Raw genomic sequence first — 23,058 nt, forward strand, 5'->3', positions numbered from 1 at the left:
AGGAAATCTACTCCTTCAAAACAGCCAATACATATTCCTTATAACTCGCGCCAATAGGAACTTCTACGTTATTGAGTTCAATGTCATGTGGTGTAAAAGCCGTTACTTTTTTACTATTAATTAAATACGATCTGTGTACGCGTAAAAATGCATGTTTGGATAATTCGGCTTCTAAATCGCTAATTTTTTGTTTGGAAACGATGCTTTTTGAACTCGTATGAATCTTTACATAATCTTTGAGACTTTCAATATAACTAATATCTGAAACCGCCACTTTGTGATATTTAGTTCCGGATTTGATTTGAATCAAGGTTTCCTCTTCCGTTTTTGGTGTTGCTACGGCAATTTGTGTGGGTTTGATGTCTCGGTAAAAACGTTCCACAGCTCTAAAAAAACGATCAAACGTGATAGGTTTCAATAAATAATCAGCCACGTCCAAATCATAACTTTCTAAGGCATATTCTCTATATGCTGTTGTGAAAATCGTTTTTGGCGGATGGCGTAAGGATTTTAAAAAATCGATTCCTGTAATGGTAGGCATTTTAATATCTAAAAACAACAAATCAATTTCATGTGTGTTCAATATTTCCAAGGCTTTCATAGCATTATTACATGTCGCTACAACTTCAAAAGAAGTAATCTTCGCAATATGATTTTCCAACAATTTAATTGCCAACGGTTCGTCATCCACCAATAAACATTTAACTTTCATGCGCTGCCGTTTTTAAGGTGATGACTACTTGAAACGAATTTTCTTCCTGTTCAAGAGTAATGGTATGTGTGTTTGAATACAACAATTCCAATTGCTTCTTAATATTTTCCAATCCAATAGCGCCGCCAGCATTTTCTTTTGGCTGATTGGCAGTAGTATTAAAAACCGTAAAAGTCAAAATTTCGTCTTTTTGTTGCAAATCAATCGTGATTTTTGGACTTCCAGAATCTTCTCCAGCACCATGTTTAAAAGCATTTTCAACAATAGATAGTAAAATTAACGGTGCTACTTTTATATGAGGTGATACATTGTGTGTAAAGGAAACTTTCAAACGTTCGTCATAACGTAAACGCTCCAAAGAAATATAATTTTTAAGCAATGTAATTTCTCCCGACAAGGGCACATATTTCTGATCGCAACGATACAAGACATAATCCAAAATTTCAGACAATTTTCCGATCGATTCTGAAGTTTTGGGTGAATTAATAACAGATAAAGAATAAATATTATTCAGTGTATTAAACAAAAAATGTGGATTCAACTGCGCTTTCAAGAGCTTCAATTCTGTAGAAATTTTTTCTTTATTAAGCGATTGTTCTTTCATACGTTCTAACGAAAGTTTAATCAATAAAAAGAAAAAAGCAATGGAATAAATCGTAAAAAAGTAACCACGTATTAATTTCTTCCAATCGGTTAAAATCTCTAAAATAGGTTCTTGCTCAAATGGAGCACCTCTAAATAATGGTTCGGCTACATGCACCATTAATGTTCGTGAGAATGCACACATCACATACGCACTAAGAATAGCATAGATTGCAAATTCAATATATTTCTTGGAAAATAAAAACTTCGGAATTAGCCAATATGCTAAGAAATAAGAAACAATAATTTGTGGAATGATATGAGACGCTCTTGCAATGGCAATAACCCACCAAGGATCATAAGAAGCATCAGAAAAAATTAAAAATAGATACAAAACAATCCAAAATACGACATGTTTTAAAACACGACGGTTTTTTATATAACTGAAAATATTTTTTACAATCTGTATCATAATATATCAAATCTAATAATATTCATAAAAGTACGCATTACACTTTTGTAAAAAATGCAGATAGATATATACCCAAAAAAAACACCCAAACACCCTAAAAAAGTAGACGAAACTCATACTTAGGTAAATTTTACCTATTTGACGACTATACGCCCGTGTTCGCCTATTTAAAAATATAGTGTCGTTTTATATAACATATTTGTGGCATCAATCAAACAAAAAACGAACACACATGAAAAAAATAATCATTCTATTTGTGTACTTAGCATGCTTGTTGGCATACGGACAACAAAATAAAGCATACACAGTCAAAGGAAAAGTCGTTGACAAAACAACGCAACAAGTATTGGAATATGCTACGGTAACGATCTTAGATACCAAAACAAACAAAGTACTCGAAGGAGGAATTACCAACAGAAAAGGAAATTTTTCGCTAGATGTTGCACAAGGAACCTACAACATTAAAGTGGAATTTATTTCTTTTAAATCGTATGAATCAAAAAACGTAACAGTAAACAAAGACCTCAATCTTGGAACCATTAATTTGGAAGAAGACTTAGAAGCCTTGGGCGAAGTTGAAATTGTCGCAGAGAAATCTACCGTAGAATTGAAACTGGATAAAAAAGTATTCAATGTGGGAAAAGATTTATTAACGCAAGGCGGAACGGTCAATGATATTTTAGACAATGTTCCTTCCGTAAGTGTTGATGCTGGTGGCGGAATTAGCTTGCGCGGAAACGGAAACGTACGAATTTTGATCAACGGAAAACCATCTGCCTTAGTGGCGAATAATGGCTTGGATCAAATTCCAGGAGAAACCATTGAAAAAGTAGAAGTGATTACCAATCCTTCGGCGCGTTATGAAGCGCAAGGAACCGCAGGAATCATCAATATCATTCTCAAAAAAAACAGAAAAGGCGGTTTGAGTGGTTCGGTACAATTAACGGCAGGTGATCCACGAGATTTTAGAGCAAATCTGAATTTGACCTATAAAACAGACAAAATAAATTTATTTACCAATGTTGGATACCGAAACTCAAATTTCTTTGGAGAAGAAACAACACGCCAAGTAGTAACGAATAGTGGAATTACAACAGGTTTAACGCAATTTAACGATCAAGATAGAAATGATAATGCACATAATATCTTTTTTGGTGGCGATTACTACATCAATGAAAAAAATACCTTAACGGCTAGTTATTATCATACACTCTTAAAAAATACGGATGAAACACGCTTGAATTATTCGTATTTAGACGGAAACGGAGCTATTGACAGTACTATTTCGCGAATAGAAAATTACAAAGAGCCACAAAACTTCAACCGTTTGGAAATGAACTATGTGAAAACCTTTGACAAAAAAGGGCAGAAGCTAGAAATGGATGTGCAATATGATTTTTGGAATGATGACGAACAAGAACGCATCCGCCAGCAAAGAACGGAACCAACAACCACTGATTTTACAACTATTAACAGTGACGATGTAGAAAGCAGCAAAGACTTTTTGTTTCAAGCAAATTTTGTATCTCCGTTGACGGAAACATCACGATTAGAAACTGGAATTCGAACAGAAATTAGAAGAATTACGAGTGATTATATGGTACATATTGACGATGTATTAGTACCAGATTTAGACAACGAATTGGATTATAACGAACGTATTTATGGCGTATATGCACAATATGGAAACAAAATCGGAAAGTTTAGTTATTTGTTAGGATTGCGTGTAGAGCATTCAGATATTGGAATTGATGATGAAAAACGTTTGTTCAATGATGATAAAGACTATACAAACTTGTTTCCGACAGCACATTTTACCTATCAAGTTGCAGACAGAACCGATTTGCAATTAAGTTACAGTAGACGTATCAATAGACCTGCTTTTTGGCAATTGAATCCTTTTGGAGGATTGACAGATTTTAGAAACTTGCGTGCGGGAAATCCAGATTTGAATCCGATGTATACCAACTCGTTTGAAGCGGCTTTTCTAAAACGTTGGGGAAAATTTTCGATCAATCCTTCCGTATATTACCAACATACAACCGACTTTTTCAACTTTGTCACCAACCAAACTGCTGATGGAAATTTTGTAACGTTTCCTGTGAATTTAGACACCGAAGATCGTATCGGATTTGAATTAGCTACAACCTACAATCCATTCAAATGGTGGCGATTATCAGGAGAATTTAACTTCTTTCAATACGATCAAAAAGGAGATTTTGAAGGACAAAATTTTGATACTAAAGATGAAGCTTGGTTTACACGAATCAACTCCAGAATGCGATTCAAAAAAGGATTGTCTATGCAAGCAAGTTTCAACTATACAGGAAGAAATCAAAACGGACAAACCTTGCAAAAAGCGCAATACTTTGCCGATTTTGCCATCAGTAAAGACATTTTAAAAGACAAAGGCGCTATTACCTTAAATGTTAGAAACATCTTTGATTCGCGAATTCGTGATGTCGTTGTAACAGGTGAAAACTTCCGTTTAGAATCTGAAAGAAAAGCCATTGGAAGAAGAATTTCACTAACCTTTGTGTACAGATTCAATCGTAAAAAAGGACAGCGTGATCGATTGCCGGATTAACGATTGTTGAATTCACTAAAACGTCACATCGAGTGATTTTTCTAAATAAAATGAAGAAAAATTGTATCGAGATGTACTTTGAAGCAATCTGTTTTTGGAGTACTTCTCGATACAAAATCTTTTCAAGATAGCTTCGCTAGGTATTTTCAATCAAAATATATTTTGATTGAAAAGAATACTCGAAGTGACGATCGAATAGCAAACGTTCAGCAGCAGAGATTAACTAAAACGTCACATCGAGTGATTTTTCGAAATAGAATGAAGAAAAATTGTATCGAGATGTATTTTGAAGCAATTTGTTTTGAAGTACTTCTCGATACAAAATCTTTTCAAAATAGCTTTTGATTGAAAAGAATACTTGAAGTGACGTTTGTAATGCATTTATAATTCTATGTACCACAGTCAATTCGTGCGTATATTTATAAAATTAGTTGCTCACTAAACACTATTCGTGAATTCGTGATAAAAAATAGTTCATTAAAAAGACGTTCAGTTATAAAGTCTCTAACCACGAATACACGAATATTTTATAGTGTATTTGTTAGAAGATGATACCTTCCTTTTTACTGAAATCGTTTGGAGATGTCATAGAAATCGAACTGACGTTTACATAATTGAAGTCACTAAAAACAAATTAACAAATCAACGCTTTTGCCAACTTACCTAACAATTTGACAGCTTCTTCAATAGGTTCGGTCAATGGTTTTGAAAAACTCAATCGGATGTAATTTTTGTGAGAATCATTCATAGAGAAAATCTGTCCAGGTGCAATAATAATATGGTGTTTTTTAGCCGCTTCAAACAAGGCAACACTATCAAAACCTTCTGGAAAAGCAATCCATAAAATATAGCCGCCTGTTGGTGGAATAAAATAAATTTCTTCGGGGAAATATTCATAAATCAGCTTGCAATATCCAAGCATATTTGCGTGTAATGTATGGCGCAACTTTTTTAAATGATACGGATATCTTCCCTTAGACAAAAAACCGACCAAAGCTTGCTGAGACAACGTACTTGAACCCAAAGAATGGATTCTTTTCAAACGTGTAACGGTTTCTGTAAACTTTCCAGCAATGGCATAACCAATACGATATCCTGGCGCTAAGGTTTTAGAAAAAGAAGAACAATACAATACCAATCCTTCGGTATCAAACTGTTTGCAGGTACTTGGACGATGTTTTCCAAAATACAATTCGCCATACACATCATCTTCAATCAACGGAATTTGGTGTTTTGTAATCAGTTGTACCAATTCTTTCTTTTGTTCGGTACTCAAACTCTTTCCTGTCGGATTGTTAAAATTGGTTGTAAACAAACATGCTTTTACGGGAAACTCTTGTAAAGAACGTTTTAAAAATTTCAAATCCAAACCTGTTGTCGTGTGAATGGGCACGGGAATCACTTTCAATCCTAAATCTTTGATAATTTGATGAATTCCATAATACGTCAAACTATCAGAAATCACGATATCACCTTTCTCAGTGACAGCTTGCAAGCACAATGTCAAAGCTTCTGTGCAACCTGCCGTAATCACAATATCTTTTGTAGTATACGCTTTTCCTAATTTTATTTGTTGTCCTGCAATCAACTGTCGCAAGGTTACATTTCCTGTCGGATGATCATAATTTAAAATATCGGCGCCCAAAGCGGTCAATGCAGACTTGATACTTTTTTGCAGACTAGCAGTTGGCAATAAAGATAAATCGGGTTGCGCAGATGATAAGCGTGTATAATCATCACTGCTCAATAAATCTACGATATAAGAAATCATGGCATCTGTGGTCAATTCATGTATTGTTGGAATTTCTTCTTGGGAAGAATCCTCAAAAGATGCTGTATATTTTTTAGGTTGATACATTACGTAATAACCTGATTTTGGTCGTGCTTCAATCAAACCTTTCGATTCTAATGCATAATACGCTTGAAAAATAGTAGAAGCACTCACATTGTGTTGTTTGCTGAACATTCGCACAGACGGAAGCTTGTCTCCTAATTGCAATACACCATTCAAAATATCTTCTTCAATGTGACTTGCAATATCTTCATATAAAAAATTGACTACTTTCATAAACATCTGATATGGTATAAATATAAAAAACTGAATCTGTTTTTTGAACGAAATCTGCTTTAATTTTAGCATCATCAAAAAACAACAGAAAATGAAGACAGCAATCATTAGAAAAGAAGTGTATTCCATTACAACCGATACCGAAAAGTTAGATGTACAAATGATTCATCAATACCTGAGTCAAGAATCGTATTGGGCACAGCACATTCCACTAAAAATGGTACAACAATCTATTGATAACTCACTAAACTTCGGAATCTTTCATGAAACCACGCAAATTGGTTTTGCACGTGTAATCACAGACAAAACAACAATGGCATATTTGTGTGATGTATTTATCATAGAAAGCTATCAGAAAAAAGGCTTGTCATCTTGGTTGATGGAAACCATTATGAATCATCCAGAATTACAAGGATTACGTCTTTGGTTTTTATTAACGAGTTCTGCCGATTGGTTGTATGAAAAGCATGGATTTGTACAACCAACGCAACCAGAATTATATATGGAAAAACGAAATATAACAGACTATAGAAATGTATAAACAACTCACAACCGATAAAGAAAACATGGAACTATTGCTCCATAGTGTGCAACAATTGGCAGTACAACGTTTTCAAAACATAGATTCCATTCCAGCGGCTGCAAAACCACAAAACGTACAAAACTATTCCTTACCAGAAGAAGGATTAGGAGCTGAAGCTGTATTGGCACAATTTCAAAAAGAATACCAACATCTCATGTGCGGTTCTTCTGGACCAAGATATTGGGGCTATGTCACGGGCGGCACCACGCCAGCATCTGTTTTGGGCGATTGGTTGACAACAACTTTTGATCAAAACACCCAAAGTATTGAAGGTAGAGGCGATGTTTCTGCGATTCTAGAAAAAGAAACCATTCAGCTAATGCTCGATTTTTTAGAATTGCCCAAAAGTTTCTTTGGAGGTTTTGTGACAGGAGCAACGATGTCTAATTTTACCTGTTTAGGAGTAGCTCGCCAATGGATTGGGAAAAATCAAGGATATGATATTGCACGTACAGGATTGCAACAACCCATACAAATTGCCGCAGGAATGCCGCATTCGTCCGTGATAAAAGGAATTGCCATGTTGGGAATGGGAAGTACTAACATTCACAAAATTCCGTTGCTGGATGGGCGAGAAGCACTAGATATTGAACAACTGGAAGTGTTTCTGCAGCAAAATCCATCAGGAGAAGTCATATTATTATCCAGCGCAGGAACGGTAAACAGTGTTGATTTTGACGATTTAAAAGCAATATCTGAACTAAAAGAAAAATACAACTTCTGGTGGCATATTGATGCTGCTTTTGGCGGATTGGTCGCTTGTGTGGATCATAAAAAGCATTTAGTCGCAGGTTGGGAAAACGCAGATAGCATCACAGTAGATTGTCACAAATGGTTCAATATTCCGTATGATAATGCCGTATTTTTTATTCAAGAAAAACATCAACAACGACATATAGAAACGTTTCAAAATTCCAATGCGCCGTATTTGGGAAATCCTATGGAAAACTTTTCATATTTAAACTTTTTACCAGAAAACTCTAGACGATTTAGAGCGTTGCCCGTTTGGTTTTCGTTGATGGCGTATGGAAAAAAAGGACATCAAGAAATTGTTTCCAGAAATATAGATTTAGCCCAACAACTCACAAATTATATTGAGAACAGTACCATTTTTAAACTCGTTGTGCCAACACGTGTGAATGTAGTATGTTTTAAAGTTGTCAATTTTTCTCAGAAGCAACAAGACGCGTTCTTAAAAACACTCAATGGTAGAAGAAAAATATTTATAACAGCTTCTGTATACAAAGGCGAATCGTGTTTTAGAGCAGCATTTGTCAATTGGCAAACGACTCAAAAAGACATTGCTATTGCCATAGAAGAATTAGAAGCAATCTATCATATATGTACAGCCAATGAATAAGTTATAAATACTAGCGAAGTAGTTTCATGATAATTTTGATTTTAGTGTAGATTCTTATAGTTTTAAAGATAATCAATCTCAAGACTCATAATTGGGTTTGATTATAAAATAGATATACATTGACAACAATTTGAGAAATGACGAAATACATTCAAGTTTTTATAATTCTTCTGACACTATCTGCTTGCGGACAAAAAGAAAAAAAATGGACTGATTCAAATGGAAACGTTTTCATCGAAAAAGGGAATGAAATTTCTATAATTCCAGCTAAATACAATAAAACAGGGAAAATATATAAAGTATTTATTTATAATGAAACTTCTAAAGACATTGGAATTCTTAAAAACCTGAAAATAAAACCGAATGAGTTTAGAATTTTTAACCTAAAAGACACAGACACACTTAAATTAGATAATGGTGTGAAATTTATGTTTGGAGAAACTTATGGACTTGAAATTGAAGATAAAAAATCGCAAGTTAGTGGTCTTGGTGGAGAATTTTTAGAAAAGTATGGAGTTCCTGATGAAATTGAATGGGCTTTCGTTATAGTTCCAGTTGGAGAAGGAGATTAAGAATACAAACTATTGCCAACAAACTAAAAAATGGAAATAAAATATTTACCAAATAAAGGTTTCTTTATAAATTCTTTAAAGATAGAATGGAATGATAATCGCGATGTAGTAAGGAAACTTTTAGAAAATAAACATAAATCTGATGACCAAATAATTGATGTGTCTCACTGTTTTAATGGAGATGAAAGTATTAACATACATCAAAAAAGAGATATTTATGAAAATTTATATTCCAAAAATGATTCATTGTTCTTAAGCTATAATAAAGATAATGTATTAAATGAGTTAGAAGTTCATCACGGATTTGATATTTTAGTAGGCGATATTAGATTAAAATTTGGAAAAGAAATTATGGATTTTGTGAAGCTGTTTCAAAATAAAGGAATTGAATATATTGAAACTGAAAGCGGAAATTATTTCTTACCAGATCTTAAAATAGTAATAGCAAATAACGAATCATTTGGAGGAAATGGAACGTGTTTAGAATATTTTTATAGCGCATTTAACACGGACCATTTAATGTAATAAAGGGTATTAATTTCTAATAGAATTCAAAAACTGTAATGTCTATAGCAACAGCATCGTACAAACATCATTTCTTAATAGCGTTTGCCATTGCTATTTGGTTGTCTATCTTTTTAATCTTAATTGCGCCTTTTGATATTGCAGAATTACCTCTAAAAGCAAGATTGGAAATATTGCCTGTCTACGGTTTAATTTCATTTGTTGGATATATGCTGTTGATTCCTTTTCAGAATTGGGCATATAAAAAACTGAAGAAACGATCGATTGCTTTCGAAATACTCTTTATAGCACTGTTTAATATTATGGTATTATTAGGAAGCTATTGGTATTACAAATCGAGCATTGTGAATGGGAATTATTCGTTTATAAAATTTACATTTGAAATATACTACCCGATTTTCTTTATCCTATTGCCTGTCATCATTTTTGCCAGATGGTTTATCAATAGAAAAGCGGTGCATCCATCAACAAAAAAAATCATTCTGACAGGAGATAATAAATTAGACATTTTACAAATTAAAGAAGAAGATTTAATCTGTGTTTCTAGTGCAGACAATTATGTAGAAGTTGCGTATGTAATCAATACAGAACTTTACAAAAAACTATTGCGAACAACATTGAAAAACATGGAAGCCCAATTGCCACAATTAATGAAAGTGCATCGTTCGCATCTCATAAATCCAATTCATTTTAAAGCATGGAAGAATGCAAACACACTTTTATTAACTCAGATAGAAGTGCCCATTTCTAAGAATTACAAAAAAGAGATATTAGCTATGAATCATTCGCCACTAAAAGCCGATGATTCATCCCAATCCTAGTAAAATAGGTATATACTATGACTTTCGTTGCTACTTTTGAAATCAGTACAAACTTCATAAATCAAAAAACGATGAAACAATATGTAATCTTATTTGCAAGCTTTTTAATCTCTTTTTCAGGAATCTCACAAGACAAAAACGAAGAAGTCGCTGCTTTATTAAAAGAAATGATTTCCGAAAAAAAAGTAGCAGGTGTTGTGGCAGCGTATGCTGTTAATGGGGAAATAATTGGACAATCGGCAGCAGGATATGCAAACATAAAAACGAAAGAAAAATTCAATCTAGAAACAAAAGTCAGAATGGGATCTATAGCAAAACCCATGACAGCTTTAGCCGTGATGCAATTGGTAGAAGACGGACTTGTAGAGTTAGATGCTGCCATTCAAACCTACATTCCAGACTATCCAACACAGCCAAAAACTCAAATTACAATCCGACATTTGCTATCGCATACTTCTGGAATTGCAGGTTATAAAGATGGACGCGAATCCAATACAAAAGTTGAATATCCAACACTATATGATGCCTTAAGCCTATTTAAAGACCGAGAATTGCTGTTCGAACCAGGAACTCAGTACAGTTATACTACGTATGGATATACTGTTTTAGGCGCTGTTATAGAAAAAGTAACTGGCGGAACTTTTGAAGCATACATACAAAAAAATATTTGGGACAAGGCAGGAATGACCAATACGGGCGTTGAAAAATTTGGCGTAAAAATGGACAATAAATCTGAATTGTATACACGAAATAACGGAAGGGGAAAAGCCAAAAAAGCGAAAGAAAACAACTTAAGTAACAGAATACCTGCTGGCGGTTTTTATACCACTTCTGGTGACATGATAAAATTTGGAAATGCAGTATTGGATAATGTCTTTGTGAAAGAAAGCACCTTGAATTTAATGCGCGAACATCACAGTTTAGAAAAAGAAAACAACGCCTATGGTTTTGGCTGGTTTTTATATGCTAAAAAACCGAAAGAAGGCGCCATCATTGGTCATACAGGAGGACAAACTGGGAATACTTCGTTTCTATTTATAGTGCCTAGTAAAAAAGCAGTGAGTATCATCCTTGCAAATACTTCAAGAGCGCAGTCGAGTGTGAATCCTGTGGCGAATACGTTGTTAGGTTTATCTATAAAAAGTGCAAAGAAATAAATATCGTGTCAAGCATGAAATAAAGTGGAAGTGTAACAAAAGCTAAACTTTGATGTCTTTTTAATATCATCAATTATCAAAGACATTATTATGAAATCAAAACTACTTTTGTTACTAGCATTGGGAATCTTTACCACTTCGTGTATTTCTGTGCGTGCCAAATCCAAACAAACTGTTGTTGCCAAAGAGAAATATGTTCCTATAGATCAGGAATTATACAATACGATTGTAAAGCTAGACAAGCGTTTCTTTGATGCGTATAATACCTGCGATATGGAAACGCAAGCCGAGCTGATTTCGGAAGACATTGAGTTTTTTCATGACAAAGGCGGATTGGCAACGTCCAAAACACAAATTTTAGAATCCTTAAAAAACAATATCTGCGATAAAGTAACACGCACATTGGTTGAAGGCAGTATTGAAGTGTATCCAATCAATGGATATGGCGCTGTACAAATGGGAACACATAAATTCTTCAATAAGCAAGAACCTGATGCGAAATCCATTCCAAGTAAATTTGTGACTATCTGGAAAAATGACAATGGTACTTGGACGATGACTCGAATTGTGAGCACACATAAAAATTAAGGCTTTCTGATATTAATAGAAAATATCTGGAACTAACAATTCACACAATATTCACAACCAACTAGCCAAAAATCAAGTGCTTGAATCGGTTTTCTTTGTATCTTTAAGTGACTAAACCTACTTAAAGATGTTACATTGGAACCTATACAACACAACTATATTCGCTGGCGCTATCGGATTGCTGTTTTTGGTAGCCTATCATATATTTACGCGTAAAATCAATAACAAAACCACTCGTTATTTCTTTTGGTTTCTTGTGTTGACAGCGATTGCGATTTTGCAATACATTTCGTTTGATATTAATATTACCAAACACTACAAAGCAGTCATGCTGTTCTTTTTTCCGTTAGAATTTTTAGCGCCCGTTATTTTTACAGCGTTTACCTGTTCGTATTTGCAAAAAGAAGAACTCTTCAAAAAATACCAATATTACTTACTTATTCCGTTTATAGCATTCTTTCTAATTTATACGGTGGTGAAGGTTAATGTGTTTACAGACTATGCGATACTATCTCGAGAAACGGTTGGAAACATTCGTATGGAATGGAATGAAAATTTAGCCTTGCTATTTACTTTCGTGATTGGTATTTGGAATTATAACATCATCAAAAACTACGAAAAAAGCTTAGGCGAACTCTCTTATTCAGCTGTAATTCGTAAAACGAAATGGTTGAAAAACATCTATGTCACGCTCATTGCACTCAGTGTTTTTTGGTTGCTGACACTCTTATACATTAAAACCAATGTAAATGTGAGTGGAAATCACAACTACTATCCATTATGGATTGCGTATTTGGGATGTTATTACATATTCTACATAAAAAGTAGTCCGCATTTACACAAAATTCAAAAGGAAAGAAACGAAGAAAAAGAAGAATTCAATCTTTCAGGATTAGATGAATTTTTTGAACCGAAAGCATTACAAGTATTACAACAAAACCAATCGCAAGTAATTGCTATTCTGAGTTATTTTGCGACTTCTTTATTTGATAAAAACAAAACCAAAGAAGTACTTTGGGACATTCTAGAAAACTGTGTTTCCAAACTACAATTGGAAGATTGTGTGTTGTATTTAATAGATGAGAAAAGACAAGTATTACAACAAGAAGCTGCTTTTGGAAACAAAAAACAAGCTGGATTTGAAATTCATGAACCCAAAGAAATCTCTATTGGAAAAGGAATTGTGGGAAGTGTTGCCAAAACAGGAAATTATGAACTCATCAAAGATACCAGCAAAGACAAACGCTACCTTATTGATGACAAAGCACGATTGTCCGAATTAGCCGTTCCTATATACGTAGAAGGAATACTGAAAGGCGTATTGGATGCAGAACATTCACAACGTAATTTCTTTACTGAAAATCATCTCTATCTATTTCAACTCATCGCGAAGCTAACTGAAAAGAAGTTAATGCAGCTTCAACAGAAAAAAGGAATCAGTATCACAGATGATAATTCATATTACAAAGAAATTTGTACACTTATGGAAGAAGAAAAACGGTATCGAGATCCAGAAATAAAACTCGCTACACTTTCCAAAGAAATCAATATTAGTGCAAATTATCTTTCACAAGTAATCAATGCATTGAGCGGACATAACTTTTCTGATTTTGTCAATAGTTATCGTATCAAAGAAATAAAATCAAAACTATCGCATCCGGCTTTTGTAGAATATCCGGTTTTATCTATTGGACTCGAAGCTGGGTTCAATTCCAAATCGGCTTTTTACAATTCTTTCAAAAAACACACAGGAATGTCACCTACGGCATTTCGGGAAAAACACCCATACGAGTCCCAATTCATTTAGTTTCAATAATACGGGACACTGGAAGCCCTTGTCAATACTAGGTTTGCATCGTTATTAATTTTAAAAATAAAAATGATGAATACAAAAACTAAATTGGCATTATGGGGAATGTTACTACTACTTTCTTTCTCGAATGCAACAACAGAAAAAGGCGAAAATGCCGAAAAAGAAGCGCAACCCTATGCGGTAAAAACATTAAAAGGATATGCATCACGTCATGGACTTACTTCTGCGCAATATCAAAAAGAAGTAGATAAATATCACAAAGCTGGATATCGATTAACTTATGTTGACGGATATTATGTAAATGGAAAAGTAAAGTTTGCCGCTTTATGGAAAAAACAAAGCACAAAGGGACTCATTGCACGTCACAATCTTACAGCAAAACAATATCAAGATGAGGTAAATAAACATAACAAAAATGGCTTTCGTTTGATACATGTTGATGGATATTATGATGGAAAAAATGTACGTTATGCTGCCATTTGGAACAAACAAAATACGAGTGGATTAAGAGCGCGTCACGGACTGACAGGAACACAGTATGCTGCTGAATTCAAGAAAAACAAAAACGATGGTTATCGTTTGGTACATATCAGTGGTTATGGTGTAAAAAACAAAGCCTATTATGCAGCTATTTGGAAAAAAGGAAATGCTTCAGGGTATGTGGCGCGTCATGGATTGTCAAGCAAGCAATATCAAGAAACTGTAGTGAAATACTGGAAGCAAGGATATCGTGTGACACAAGTAGACAGCTATGATGTAAGTAACAAAACTTATTATGCTGTCATTATGGAAAAGAAATCTGGACGTTATAGTGCACGTCATGATATGAATACTAAAAACTATCAATTACAAGTAGACAATCATCACTATCAAGGATATGTGCCAATTTCTGTAAGTGGTCATGATGCAGGAAAAGATGCAGGATATGCAGCAGCTTTTAAAAATGTAACGACTTGGAAAGGGAATGATATCAATCAATTAGATGCTAAGATCAAAAAAGTAATGAAGGATTACAAGGTTCCTGCGGTTACGATTGGAATTGTAAAAGATGGAAAACTCGTGTACGCCAAAGGATATGGATACGGAAACAAGGAAAACAAAACGATTGCTGCTGCAACAAGCTCAATGCGTATTGCAAGTATTTCTAAGCCAATTACAAGTGCTGCTATCATGAAGTTGGTAGAACAAAAGAAACTCAAGTTAAGTGACAAAGTACTTGGAAAAAACAGCATTCTTGGAACGAAGTATGCAAAGCTTAGTTTGGGAAATCGTGAAAAAGCAATAACAGTGCAGCAATTACTAGAACATACGGCTGGCGGTGATACATGGGATAACAATTTAAGTCCAAAAGGTAAAGATAAATGGAGTGATCCGATGTTTCAAAAGAGAATACTAAATAGAAAACAACATATTAATTGGGTTTTAAGAAGACGCAATCCAACACATACGCCAGGAACCTATTACCAATATTCAAACTTTGGATACAATCTATTAGGAAGAATCATTGAAAAGAAAACTGGTAAAAGTTACGAAAGCTATGTACGTAACAATATTTTAAAGCAATGTGGAATTACGCAAATGGTTATTGGTGCTAATGATAAAAAAGACCGTGAATACAAAGAAGTAGTCTACTATTCAGACAGAAAACCATACGACTTACAAATGCGTAGAATGGACAGTCACGGTGGTTGGATTGCTTCTTCGGTAGACTTACTAAAATTTATGGTGCGTGTAGACGGACAAAACTCTAAAAAAGACATATTAAAAAGCAGTACTATCAATACGATGACAACAGGTTCATCAGCAAATTCCAAATATGCAAAAGGTTGGTCTGTAAGTGGAAAAACTTGGTCGCATGGTGGAAGTATGGCTGGTACAGGAACATTATTAAAGAAAATGAGCAATGGCGTAAGTTATGTAATTTTGACAAACTTTTCCAAAAAATATAAAGACGGCGAAACCTCACACCGAAGTGCCTTAAAAAAAGCAGTTGAAGATGGAATTGGAGCTATCAAATTTTGGCCAGATTTAGATTTGTTTTAGTGAAACTCAATTTTGAAAAGTCTATAGACGCATTCAAAATTGTAAGTTGAACTAACTCCGCTGCAAAGCGGAGTCTTTTTCTAGCTTAACTAAGAGTTGTTAGAAAGTTGAGATGTCTTTATATAGCGTGTCACATCGAGCGCAGTCGAGATGCTATTTATTTCAAAGTGTTCTCGACTGCGCTCGAACTGACAATTTAGTAGTAGCATTCACATGCTAATTTGCCACTGTGCGGGAAGTAATTTCTGTGCGGTGGTTTTTAGTGAAACTCAGTTTTGAAAAGTCTAAAGACGAATTCAAAATTGCAAGTTGAACTAATCCCACTGAAAAGTGGGATCTTACCTATCTTTATACTTTTGTCATTGACCTTGTCGAATCTTTTTTCAACCACGAATTCACGAATTTTTTTAGTTTGTTGTTTGAAATGTCTTTACGAGGAAGCATAACGAAGCAATCTGTGACTGCAAATAACAAAGTGTTCTTGTAAACGTCAAGCTGAACTTGATTCAGCTTCTCACATAAAGCTAAAAAGACATTCTTTACGGAAAACCTCATTGTATAGTTGTAATCTTTATCTTAAATTTAGAGTTGTAGAAAACAATAAAGAAAGATGAGCATTTCCCAAGAAGTACTAACTGCAAACTTAGTGTTGCCAATTATAAAAGATTTAGTGTTACCTAAAATACAAGCTGTATTTAAAAAATCTCCTACAACAAGTGTAAACGAGAAAAGTGTTGAAGAACAATTACACGATTACTTAACAAGACGCTACACTAAGTTTTTAACAATAGATACCTTGGTATTTGCGAATATGCAAACACAATTAGAAATTTTATATCAACCATTAACGATAAGCTGCAAAGAAGGAATTACAGGGGAAGAAGTCAATATAAAAATCGATTGTTATCCAGAAAATTTATTGCCAAATTATGCTAGAGTAATTATAGAAGATACCGCAGGAATGGGAAAATCGACCATTACTAAAAAGTTATTTCAATCTATCATTGAGCAAAAAGCAGGAATTCCTGTATTGATTGAGTTAAGTCAAATTAAAAAGAAGAACAGTATTTTAAAAGAAATACAAAGTCAAATGTCTCAGATTGGTAAACAGATCAATCAAGATATTATTCTAAAATTAATTAACGAAGGTGATTTTATTTTTCTGTTTGATGGTTATGACGAAATAGCTTTAGCTGATAGAGAATTTACGATTAGAGAATTGCATCGTTTTATAGAAAAAGCAGATGATAATTATTTTTTAATTACTTCACGACCTGAAGATTCTTTAGCTTCTTTTGGAGATTTTCAAAAGTTTAGTGTAAGTCCTTTAAAAAATGATGAAGCTTTTGAATTATTGAAAAAATATGATATGTATGGACATAAAAAAATTGCTGATAGTTTAATACAAAAATTGAAAGAAAGCGATGAAACTTTACAAGAATATCTTAACAATCCATTCCTAGTTTCCTTATTATACAAATCCTATGAGTACAAAAAAGATATCCCAGTTAAGAAAAGCCAGTTTTACGAACAAGTGTACGATGCTTTATTTGAAGCACATGATTTATCAAAAGATGGTTATTTAAAAAGAGAAAAGTATTGTAAGCTGCATAAAGACGATTTCGAACAGGTGTTGCGTGCGATTGCATATTTTTCATCTATGGCTAACAAAATAGAGTATGATAAAAATACAATCATACAATTTATTAAGAAGGCAAAAATACAAACCTCAAGTTTAAAGTTTAAGGAAAGTGATTATTTAAAGGATTTATTAAATACAGTTCCTTTATTTAAAAAAGAAGGAAATAATTTTAAATGGGCACACAAATCGTTACAAGATTATTTTGCAGCTAAATTTATTTGGGTAGATGCGAAAGAAAGTAGGATTGATATATTAAAAAAGATATATGAAGATGAAGAAAATCAACGTTTCTTTAATGTATTACTATTGTATTGTGAATTGGATCGTAAAGGTTTTGAATATACTATTTTGAAATGGTTTTTGGAAAAATTTAGAGATTATGATAATACGAGTTATAATGATTTTTCAAAAACTAAAAAACTAGTGAAAGAAAGAGTTGTGATGCATTTTAATAAAAATATTGAAATAATTAATATTAGAAAGAAAGGGTTAGAGATGCAAATATTTAATTCATTCATTAAAAGAAACCCATTGAATTATAGTTCACGCTCAATGCGAAATCTAAATGTCTCAGGACCTTATACTATGGTTATAAACTCTAGCGTAAAAAGTATTTCACTTCAAAACGTTGTAAGACTAATAAAAGAGATATTTTCAGATATAACAGAAGAAGTTAAAAGACCAGAGCGTAGAGATTGTTTTATTTTAGATTTGGAAAAAAATAAACTTCACAGACTAGATGATAATAGTATTAACTTATTGAATAGCGATGATTGTTTTCAGATAATGAATAATGTATTATGTCTTTCTAATGAAAGAAAGAAGATAATCAATTATGATAAAGCCTTAGCCAAACTAAAACAGCTCGAAAAAAACAATCCCGAAAAAGAAAAGGATGAATTGTTAGATTGGTGAAAAAAGATACTAGTATTGAGCTATGAGTATTGAGATTTTTCTAAGAAAATTATTGCTACTACAGAAACAGATTGCCACGTCGTTAACTCCTCGCAAAGACGTTTCTAAGAAGTCTAAAAAGCGAAGCGGTCTAAAAATCTAAAGCGTCAGCGTATCTAAAAAAGGTTGCTGAGCTACGCCGAAGCACCCACATGAAACAAAGCATCACCCTGATTCACAACAGCTTGATTATTAATACAAAACACAAAACCATCATACGGTGCTTTGACTTCTTTGCAGTAATCCGCAAACGTATCCGTTACAAAACCAAGAACTTCCCCTTTTTTAATAGAACTTCCATTCATAATTTGCGGGACAAACATGCCAGCAGTTGGTGCGCGTAACCATTTACGAGCGGATAAAAATTCACTTTCCTCACGTTCAATCAACATAGGATCAATCTTATCAATCATGCCTGCATATTTCATGACATTCATAATTCCTTGAATTCCTTCTTTAATCGCATATTCATCAAAACGCATGCTTTCGCCACCTTCATACACAATAATCGGAATCTTTCGGTTATACGCAGTCTTTCGAAACGATTTCTCAATCAACGAAGTCGCAAAATAAAAAGGCGCATTAAACACTTGTGCTAGCGTTTTACTCTCAGGCATGCTTTCTGTATAACGTATCTGTGGATGATTATGTCGTTGTGCGCCGCCAGTATGTAAATCAATTCCAAAATCTACTTGTGGAAGCACTTTATTCGTGACTTCATAGGCAATTCTGGACGCTAACGAACCATTTTTAATTCCGGGGAAACTACGATTTACATCTTTTCCATCGGGCACTTGACGTGAAAAGTGGATAAATCCAAAAATATTCAGCAACGGCAATACAATCACAGCGCCGTTTTTAATCTTATAACAACCTTCAAACAGCATTCTGCGAATAATTTCTACACCATTAATCTCATCGCCGTGCAAACCACCTTGCACCAACAATGTCGGACCAGGTTTTTCAGCATTAAACACATACACAGGAATATCTATCAAAGTTCCAGTCGGCAAGCGATCAATTGGAATTTTAATCCATTTGGCTTCGCCAGGTTGTACACTTTCTCCGTGAATTGTAATTGTTTTATTTTCCGAATTTTCGAGCATTCTTTTCAACATATTTAATAATCTCTCCAGCCACATTCACTTTCGTATGCGCTTCAATTCCTTCCAAACCAGCAGATGAATTAGCTTCAATCACCAATGGTCCACGTTTCGAACGAATAATATCTACACCACAAACAGGCAAACCTAACACTTTGGCAGTATGAATCGCAATCTTCTTTTCGTAATTCGTCAACGTTACTGATTCTGTCGTTCCGCCACGATGTACATTACTTCTAAAATCTTCATCGCCACTCGTACGCATCATTGCGGCCACAATTTTATTTCCTACAATATACACACGAATATCTTGTCCGTTAGCTTCTTCAATAAACTCTTGCATAATAATATTGACATTCATATTATACAAAGATTCAATAATTGATTTTGCCGATTTTTTGCTATCAGCAATCATCACGCCGAGTCCTTGCGTACCTTCTTGAAGCTTAATAATAATAGGCGCACCACCAAGCAATTCAATATGTCCTTTAATATTAGAAGTGTCTTTGGCAAATAGTGTTTTTGGAATAGGAATACGCTTTCGCGCTAAAATTTGCATTGTGCGCAATTTATTTCGGGAACGAATAATACCTAAAGACTTTGCAGTGGTAAACGTACCATTCATTTCAAACTGCTTTACAATGGCAGAACCATGTCGCGTCACCGAAGTACCAATACGCGGAATAATTGCATGCGCGCCAGTTGTAATATTTTCGGAGCCAAAATAAATTTGTGGTTTTGCTTCATCGCCAAGAAGTACAGCACATTTTGTATGATCAATAATGCGTACATTATGTCCTTTTTTTGCAGCTTCATGATACAACCTATTCGTAGAATAAATTCGGGAGCTAATAGATAGAATGTAGATATTCATTGCAAGCGGAATCAAGTAAGATTGTCTAAAAATAAGTAAACTTTCTTAGTTTAAAAATCTGCAATGCTGAAAAAATCATAAATTGTAGACGTATGGTATGTTTTACAGGCAAAATAACGCTAAAAGTGTATGATTTCAATATATTACATACGAATTGATAACCTTAGGTCGTTATCAATAGGATATTTTAATAAAAACAAAAGGAAGTAAGTTGATGAAAAAATATATAGGTGTATTGGCAATTGTAGGAATGTTGTTTTTATCGTGTAAATCTGATGAAGATTGTTGTACACCAAACTTGCCCGAAGTAAATCTGATTATAAAATTTAAGTTCGATCCAACGCAAGAACGTTTAAATAACTTAGGAGAACCTGCTACAATTCCTGTCGGGAATGCAGCGCAATCTCCAATATTCAGCCGAATGAGTGCCAATTATATAGAATTTGCGTCAAGCGCGAATACACTTTTAGGGAATGGAGAAATAATTTATAATGGTCCAGAAACGACACAAGGAGGCGCATTGGCGATTGATTTTCAAGCTGCACAATTTGCAGGAAATGAGGAAGTTTTTCTAACAATTCCATTAGAAGAAGTAGCGCAAGGAACCTACAATTGGGTACGTGTTTCGTTGGCGTATCAAGAAGGAAGCATCAATCTGTTGCGAAACGGAAATGACATCACCGGAACATTGGCAAGTTTTGTTGGATACAATACCTATATCACTGGTTTTGATGTCAACGGAAGTCTTTTTAACATCAACGAAAACAAAGCACAAGGATTTTGGGCTTTTGAAGCTTTAGGGTTTACCACACAAGGACAAGCGCCAGCTGGAGCAACTACTGTGCCCAATCCGTTATTCAATACATCACCTATTCCGCAAGGTTCATGTGTAGTTACTGGGCAATTTGCAAATGCATTTACCATTACAGGAAACGAAACTGAAGACATAGAAGTGACCTTATCCTTCTCCGTAAACAACAGTTTTGAATGGACAGAAATCAACGCAGACGGAAAATATGAACCTGCAATTGGTGAGCTGCCAATTGATATGGGACTCAGAGGATTAATTCCTTCAATTTCCAATTAACACTAAACACGATATTTTTAAAAAGAAGAGTTTAAAGTAAATAAACGCTCTTAACTTTAAAGAGGAATGCGGTTTTTATTAAAAAGCATGCCTAATTAATCAATCACTACAAATACCATGTTATTTCATTAGTTTTTCACAATGATTGACACTTCTTTTACATTTTTTTGACATTACTTGCAGAAGGACAATTTAGCTTTACCCACAAATTCAAATTATGCTAAAGTCTACTTCATTATTTATACTATTACTAATTTCTTCAATTGCTTTTTCGCAGGAAAACTTAAATGATGATCTCAAAATATTTCTCGATTGTAACATTTGTGATCATACCTACATTAAACAAAATCTTGGCAATGTTCAATTTGTGAGAGATCAAGGTTTAGGTGACGTTCATTTATTTTTTGTGACACAAGCAAACGGAAGTGGCGGACGCTTATATGAAATTGATTTTATTGGCAAAAACAAGTTTGAAAACATCAACTATAAAGTAGAATTCTCTACCAATACAGACATGACCAGCGATGCGGTGAGAAGTGAAATTTTAAAACATATAAAATTGGGACTTGTTCGGTTTTGGATAGAAAATGGAAATACAGCCAATATCGCAGTTTCTGTTCCTAGTCCAGAAAATGAAGTAGAAGTCATAGAAAATGATGCTTGGAATTTTTGGGTATTCAGGCTTGGTGCTGCAGGTTATTTTAATGGAGAAGAAACCAATAAATCGAGTAATTTAAATTTTAATATATCAGCCAAAAGAGTCACAGAGAAAAACAAATTCTCAATAAGAGCTAGTTTTAGTGAAAACAAATCAACCTTTACATTTGATGGAGAAGATATTGTAGCCATTAACAACAATAAATCTTTAAATGTAAGTGATGTTTTGAGTATAAATAGTCATTGGTCTTATGGTTTTTTTGGAGATATTGGCACTTCAACCTATCGTAATTATAAATTATTTTGGAGGTTTAGACCAGCGATAGAATATAACTTTTTTAAGTATGAAGAATCTGCAAAAAAGCAACTCATTCTATCGTATCGAAATGGATTAATTTTTAACGATTATATTGAACGATCTGTATTTGGTGAAGAGAAAGAACTCTTATTTGAACATGTTATTTTATTAGGCGGAAGTGTGCGTCAAGAATGGGGGAACATCAATGGAGAAGTGTCTTTTAATCAGTACTTACACGACACAAGACTGAATTCTTTAGGCTTTTATTTAGGAGCTAATATTAGAGTATTTAAAGGTTTTAGTTTTAACGTTGGAGGAAATTATAGAATCACCAGAAATCAAATCAATCTTCCAGCTGGAGACGTGTCACTAGAAGAATTATTACTCCAACAACAACAATTGCAATCGGGCTATAATTATTGGGCTACCATTGGTTTTAGTTATTCATTTGGATCAATTTACAATTCTATTGTGAATCCTAGATTCAATTTTTAATTAAATCGATTCTAAATAAACTTCAAAACAACTACTAAAACTTGTAGAGGTTCTTGTTGCTCCGT

Annotated in this window: 18 protein-coding genes; 13 read left to right on the forward strand and 5 right to left on the reverse strand. The window is 33.9% G+C overall.

Translation table 11 applies throughout. The features are described 5' to 3' along the window. Window positions 1–7 precede the first annotated feature (7 nt). Window positions 8–712, reverse strand: a complete 705-nt coding sequence (locus tag Q0845_RS01130) for a response regulator (protein ID WP_298507853.1) — start codon at window positions 710–712, stop codon at window positions 8–10. After that, window positions 702–1,766: a sensor histidine kinase gene (locus Q0845_RS01135; protein WP_298507856.1), complete on the reverse strand. Its 1,065-nt coding sequence runs from the start codon at window positions 1,764–1,766 to the stop codon at window positions 702–704. The genes Q0845_RS01130 and Q0845_RS01135 overlap by 11 nt, the downstream gene beginning before the upstream one ends. Window positions 1,767–1,998: 232 nt before the next feature. Here Q0845_RS01135 and Q0845_RS01140 point away from each other — a divergent pair, with 232 nt between their 5' ends. Beyond that, entirely contained in the window at window positions 1,999–4,353 is a 2,355-nt protein-coding gene (locus Q0845_RS01140; protein ID WP_298507859.1) for a TonB-dependent receptor, read from the forward strand. A gap of 634 nt (window positions 4,354–4,987) precedes the next feature. Here the strand turns inward: Q0845_RS01140 and Q0845_RS01145 are convergent. Further along, complete coding sequence (locus tag Q0845_RS01145) at window positions 4,988–6,421, reverse strand: PLP-dependent aminotransferase family protein (protein WP_298507861.1); 1,434 nt, start codon at window positions 6,419–6,421, stop codon at window positions 4,988–4,990. Between the two features lie 91 nt (window positions 6,422–6,512). Here Q0845_RS01145 and Q0845_RS01150 point away from each other — a divergent pair, with 91 nt between their 5' ends. The 10 genes from Q0845_RS01150 (at window position 6,513) to Q0845_RS01195 (ending at window position 18,440) form a co-directional block, all read left to right on the forward strand. Next, complete coding sequence (locus Q0845_RS01150; RefSeq protein WP_298507864.1) at window positions 6,513–6,962, forward strand: GNAT family N-acetyltransferase; 450 nt, start codon at window positions 6,513–6,515, stop codon at window positions 6,960–6,962. Beyond that, entirely contained in the window at window positions 6,955–8,364 is a 1,410-nt protein-coding gene (locus tag Q0845_RS01155) for a pyridoxal-dependent decarboxylase (protein WP_298507866.1), read from the forward strand. The genes Q0845_RS01150 and Q0845_RS01155 overlap by 8 nt, the downstream gene beginning before the upstream one ends. Before the next feature lie 137 nt (window positions 8,365–8,501). Beyond that, the gene (locus Q0845_RS01160) at window positions 8,502–8,936 is read left to right on the forward strand and encodes a hypothetical protein (RefSeq protein ID WP_298507868.1); all 435 of its coding nucleotides are present in this window, start codon (window positions 8,502–8,504) and stop codon (window positions 8,934–8,936) included. Between the two features lie 30 nt (window positions 8,937–8,966). Then, on the forward strand, window positions 8,967–9,461 hold the full coding sequence (locus Q0845_RS01165; RefSeq protein ID WP_298507870.1) for a hypothetical protein: 495 nt from the start codon (window positions 8,967–8,969) through the stop codon (window positions 9,459–9,461). A gap of 38 nt (window positions 9,462–9,499) precedes the next feature. Next, on the forward strand, window positions 9,500–10,282 hold the full coding sequence (locus tag Q0845_RS01170; RefSeq protein WP_298507873.1) for a LytTR family DNA-binding domain-containing protein: 783 nt from the start codon (window positions 9,500–9,502) through the stop codon (window positions 10,280–10,282). A gap of 71 nt (window positions 10,283–10,353) precedes the next feature. Then, the gene (locus Q0845_RS01175; RefSeq protein ID WP_298507875.1) at window positions 10,354–11,439 is read left to right on the forward strand and encodes a serine hydrolase; all 1,086 of its coding nucleotides are present in this window, start codon (window positions 10,354–10,356) and stop codon (window positions 11,437–11,439) included. 90 nt (window positions 11,440–11,529) lie between these two features. Further along, window positions 11,530–12,027 carry a nuclear transport factor 2 family protein gene (locus tag Q0845_RS01180; RefSeq protein WP_298507878.1) on the forward strand — a complete coding sequence of 166 codons (498 nt, stop codon included), beginning with the start codon at window positions 11,530–11,532 and terminating at the stop codon, window positions 12,025–12,027. A 127-nt stretch (window positions 12,028–12,154) separates the two neighbouring features. Continuing rightward, window positions 12,155–13,834 (forward strand): helix-turn-helix domain-containing protein, encoded by a 1,680-nt coding sequence (locus Q0845_RS01185; protein WP_298507880.1) that lies wholly within the window; start codon window positions 12,155–12,157, stop codon window positions 13,832–13,834. 72 nt (window positions 13,835–13,906) lie between these two features. Beyond that, window positions 13,907–15,883: a serine hydrolase gene (locus Q0845_RS01190; RefSeq protein ID WP_298507883.1), complete on the forward strand. Its 1,977-nt coding sequence runs from the start codon at window positions 13,907–13,909 to the stop codon at window positions 15,881–15,883. Window positions 15,884–16,493: 610 nt separating this feature from the next. Continuing rightward, complete coding sequence (locus Q0845_RS01195) at window positions 16,494–18,440, forward strand: NACHT domain-containing NTPase (protein WP_298507886.1); 1,947 nt, start codon at window positions 16,494–16,496, stop codon at window positions 18,438–18,440. A gap of 173 nt (window positions 18,441–18,613) precedes the next feature. On the opposite strand, the gene Q0845_RS01200 is transcribed toward Q0845_RS01195, so the two are convergent. Beyond that, window positions 18,614–19,585 carry a succinylglutamate desuccinylase/aspartoacylase family protein gene (locus Q0845_RS01200; protein WP_298507889.1) on the reverse strand — a complete coding sequence of 324 codons (972 nt, stop codon included), beginning with the start codon at window positions 19,583–19,585 and terminating at the stop codon, window positions 18,614–18,616. Then, the gene (locus Q0845_RS01205; protein WP_298507892.1) at window positions 19,563–20,456 is read right to left on the reverse strand and encodes a RimK family alpha-L-glutamate ligase; all 894 of its coding nucleotides are present in this window, start codon (window positions 20,454–20,456) and stop codon (window positions 19,563–19,565) included. The genes Q0845_RS01200 and Q0845_RS01205 overlap by 23 nt, the downstream gene beginning before the upstream one ends. Window positions 20,457–20,670: 214 nt before the next feature. On the opposite strand from Q0845_RS01205, the gene Q0845_RS01210 reads away from it, so the two are divergent. Together Q0845_RS01210 and Q0845_RS01215 are read left to right on the forward strand one after the other, a co-directional pair. After that, window positions 20,671–21,543, forward strand: coding sequence for a hypothetical protein (locus Q0845_RS01210; RefSeq protein ID WP_298507895.1), 873 nt, complete (start codon window positions 20,671–20,673; stop codon window positions 21,541–21,543). A 217-nt stretch (window positions 21,544–21,760) separates the two neighbouring features. After that, window positions 21,761–22,993, forward strand: a complete 1,233-nt coding sequence (locus Q0845_RS01215) for a hypothetical protein (protein WP_298507898.1) — start codon at window positions 21,761–21,763, stop codon at window positions 22,991–22,993. Window positions 22,994–23,058 lie beyond the last annotated feature (65 nt).

It is taken from the genome of uncultured Kordia sp., from assembly GCF_947489565.1.
GTDB lineage: Bacteria > Bacteroidota > Bacteroidia > Flavobacteriales > Flavobacteriaceae > Kordia.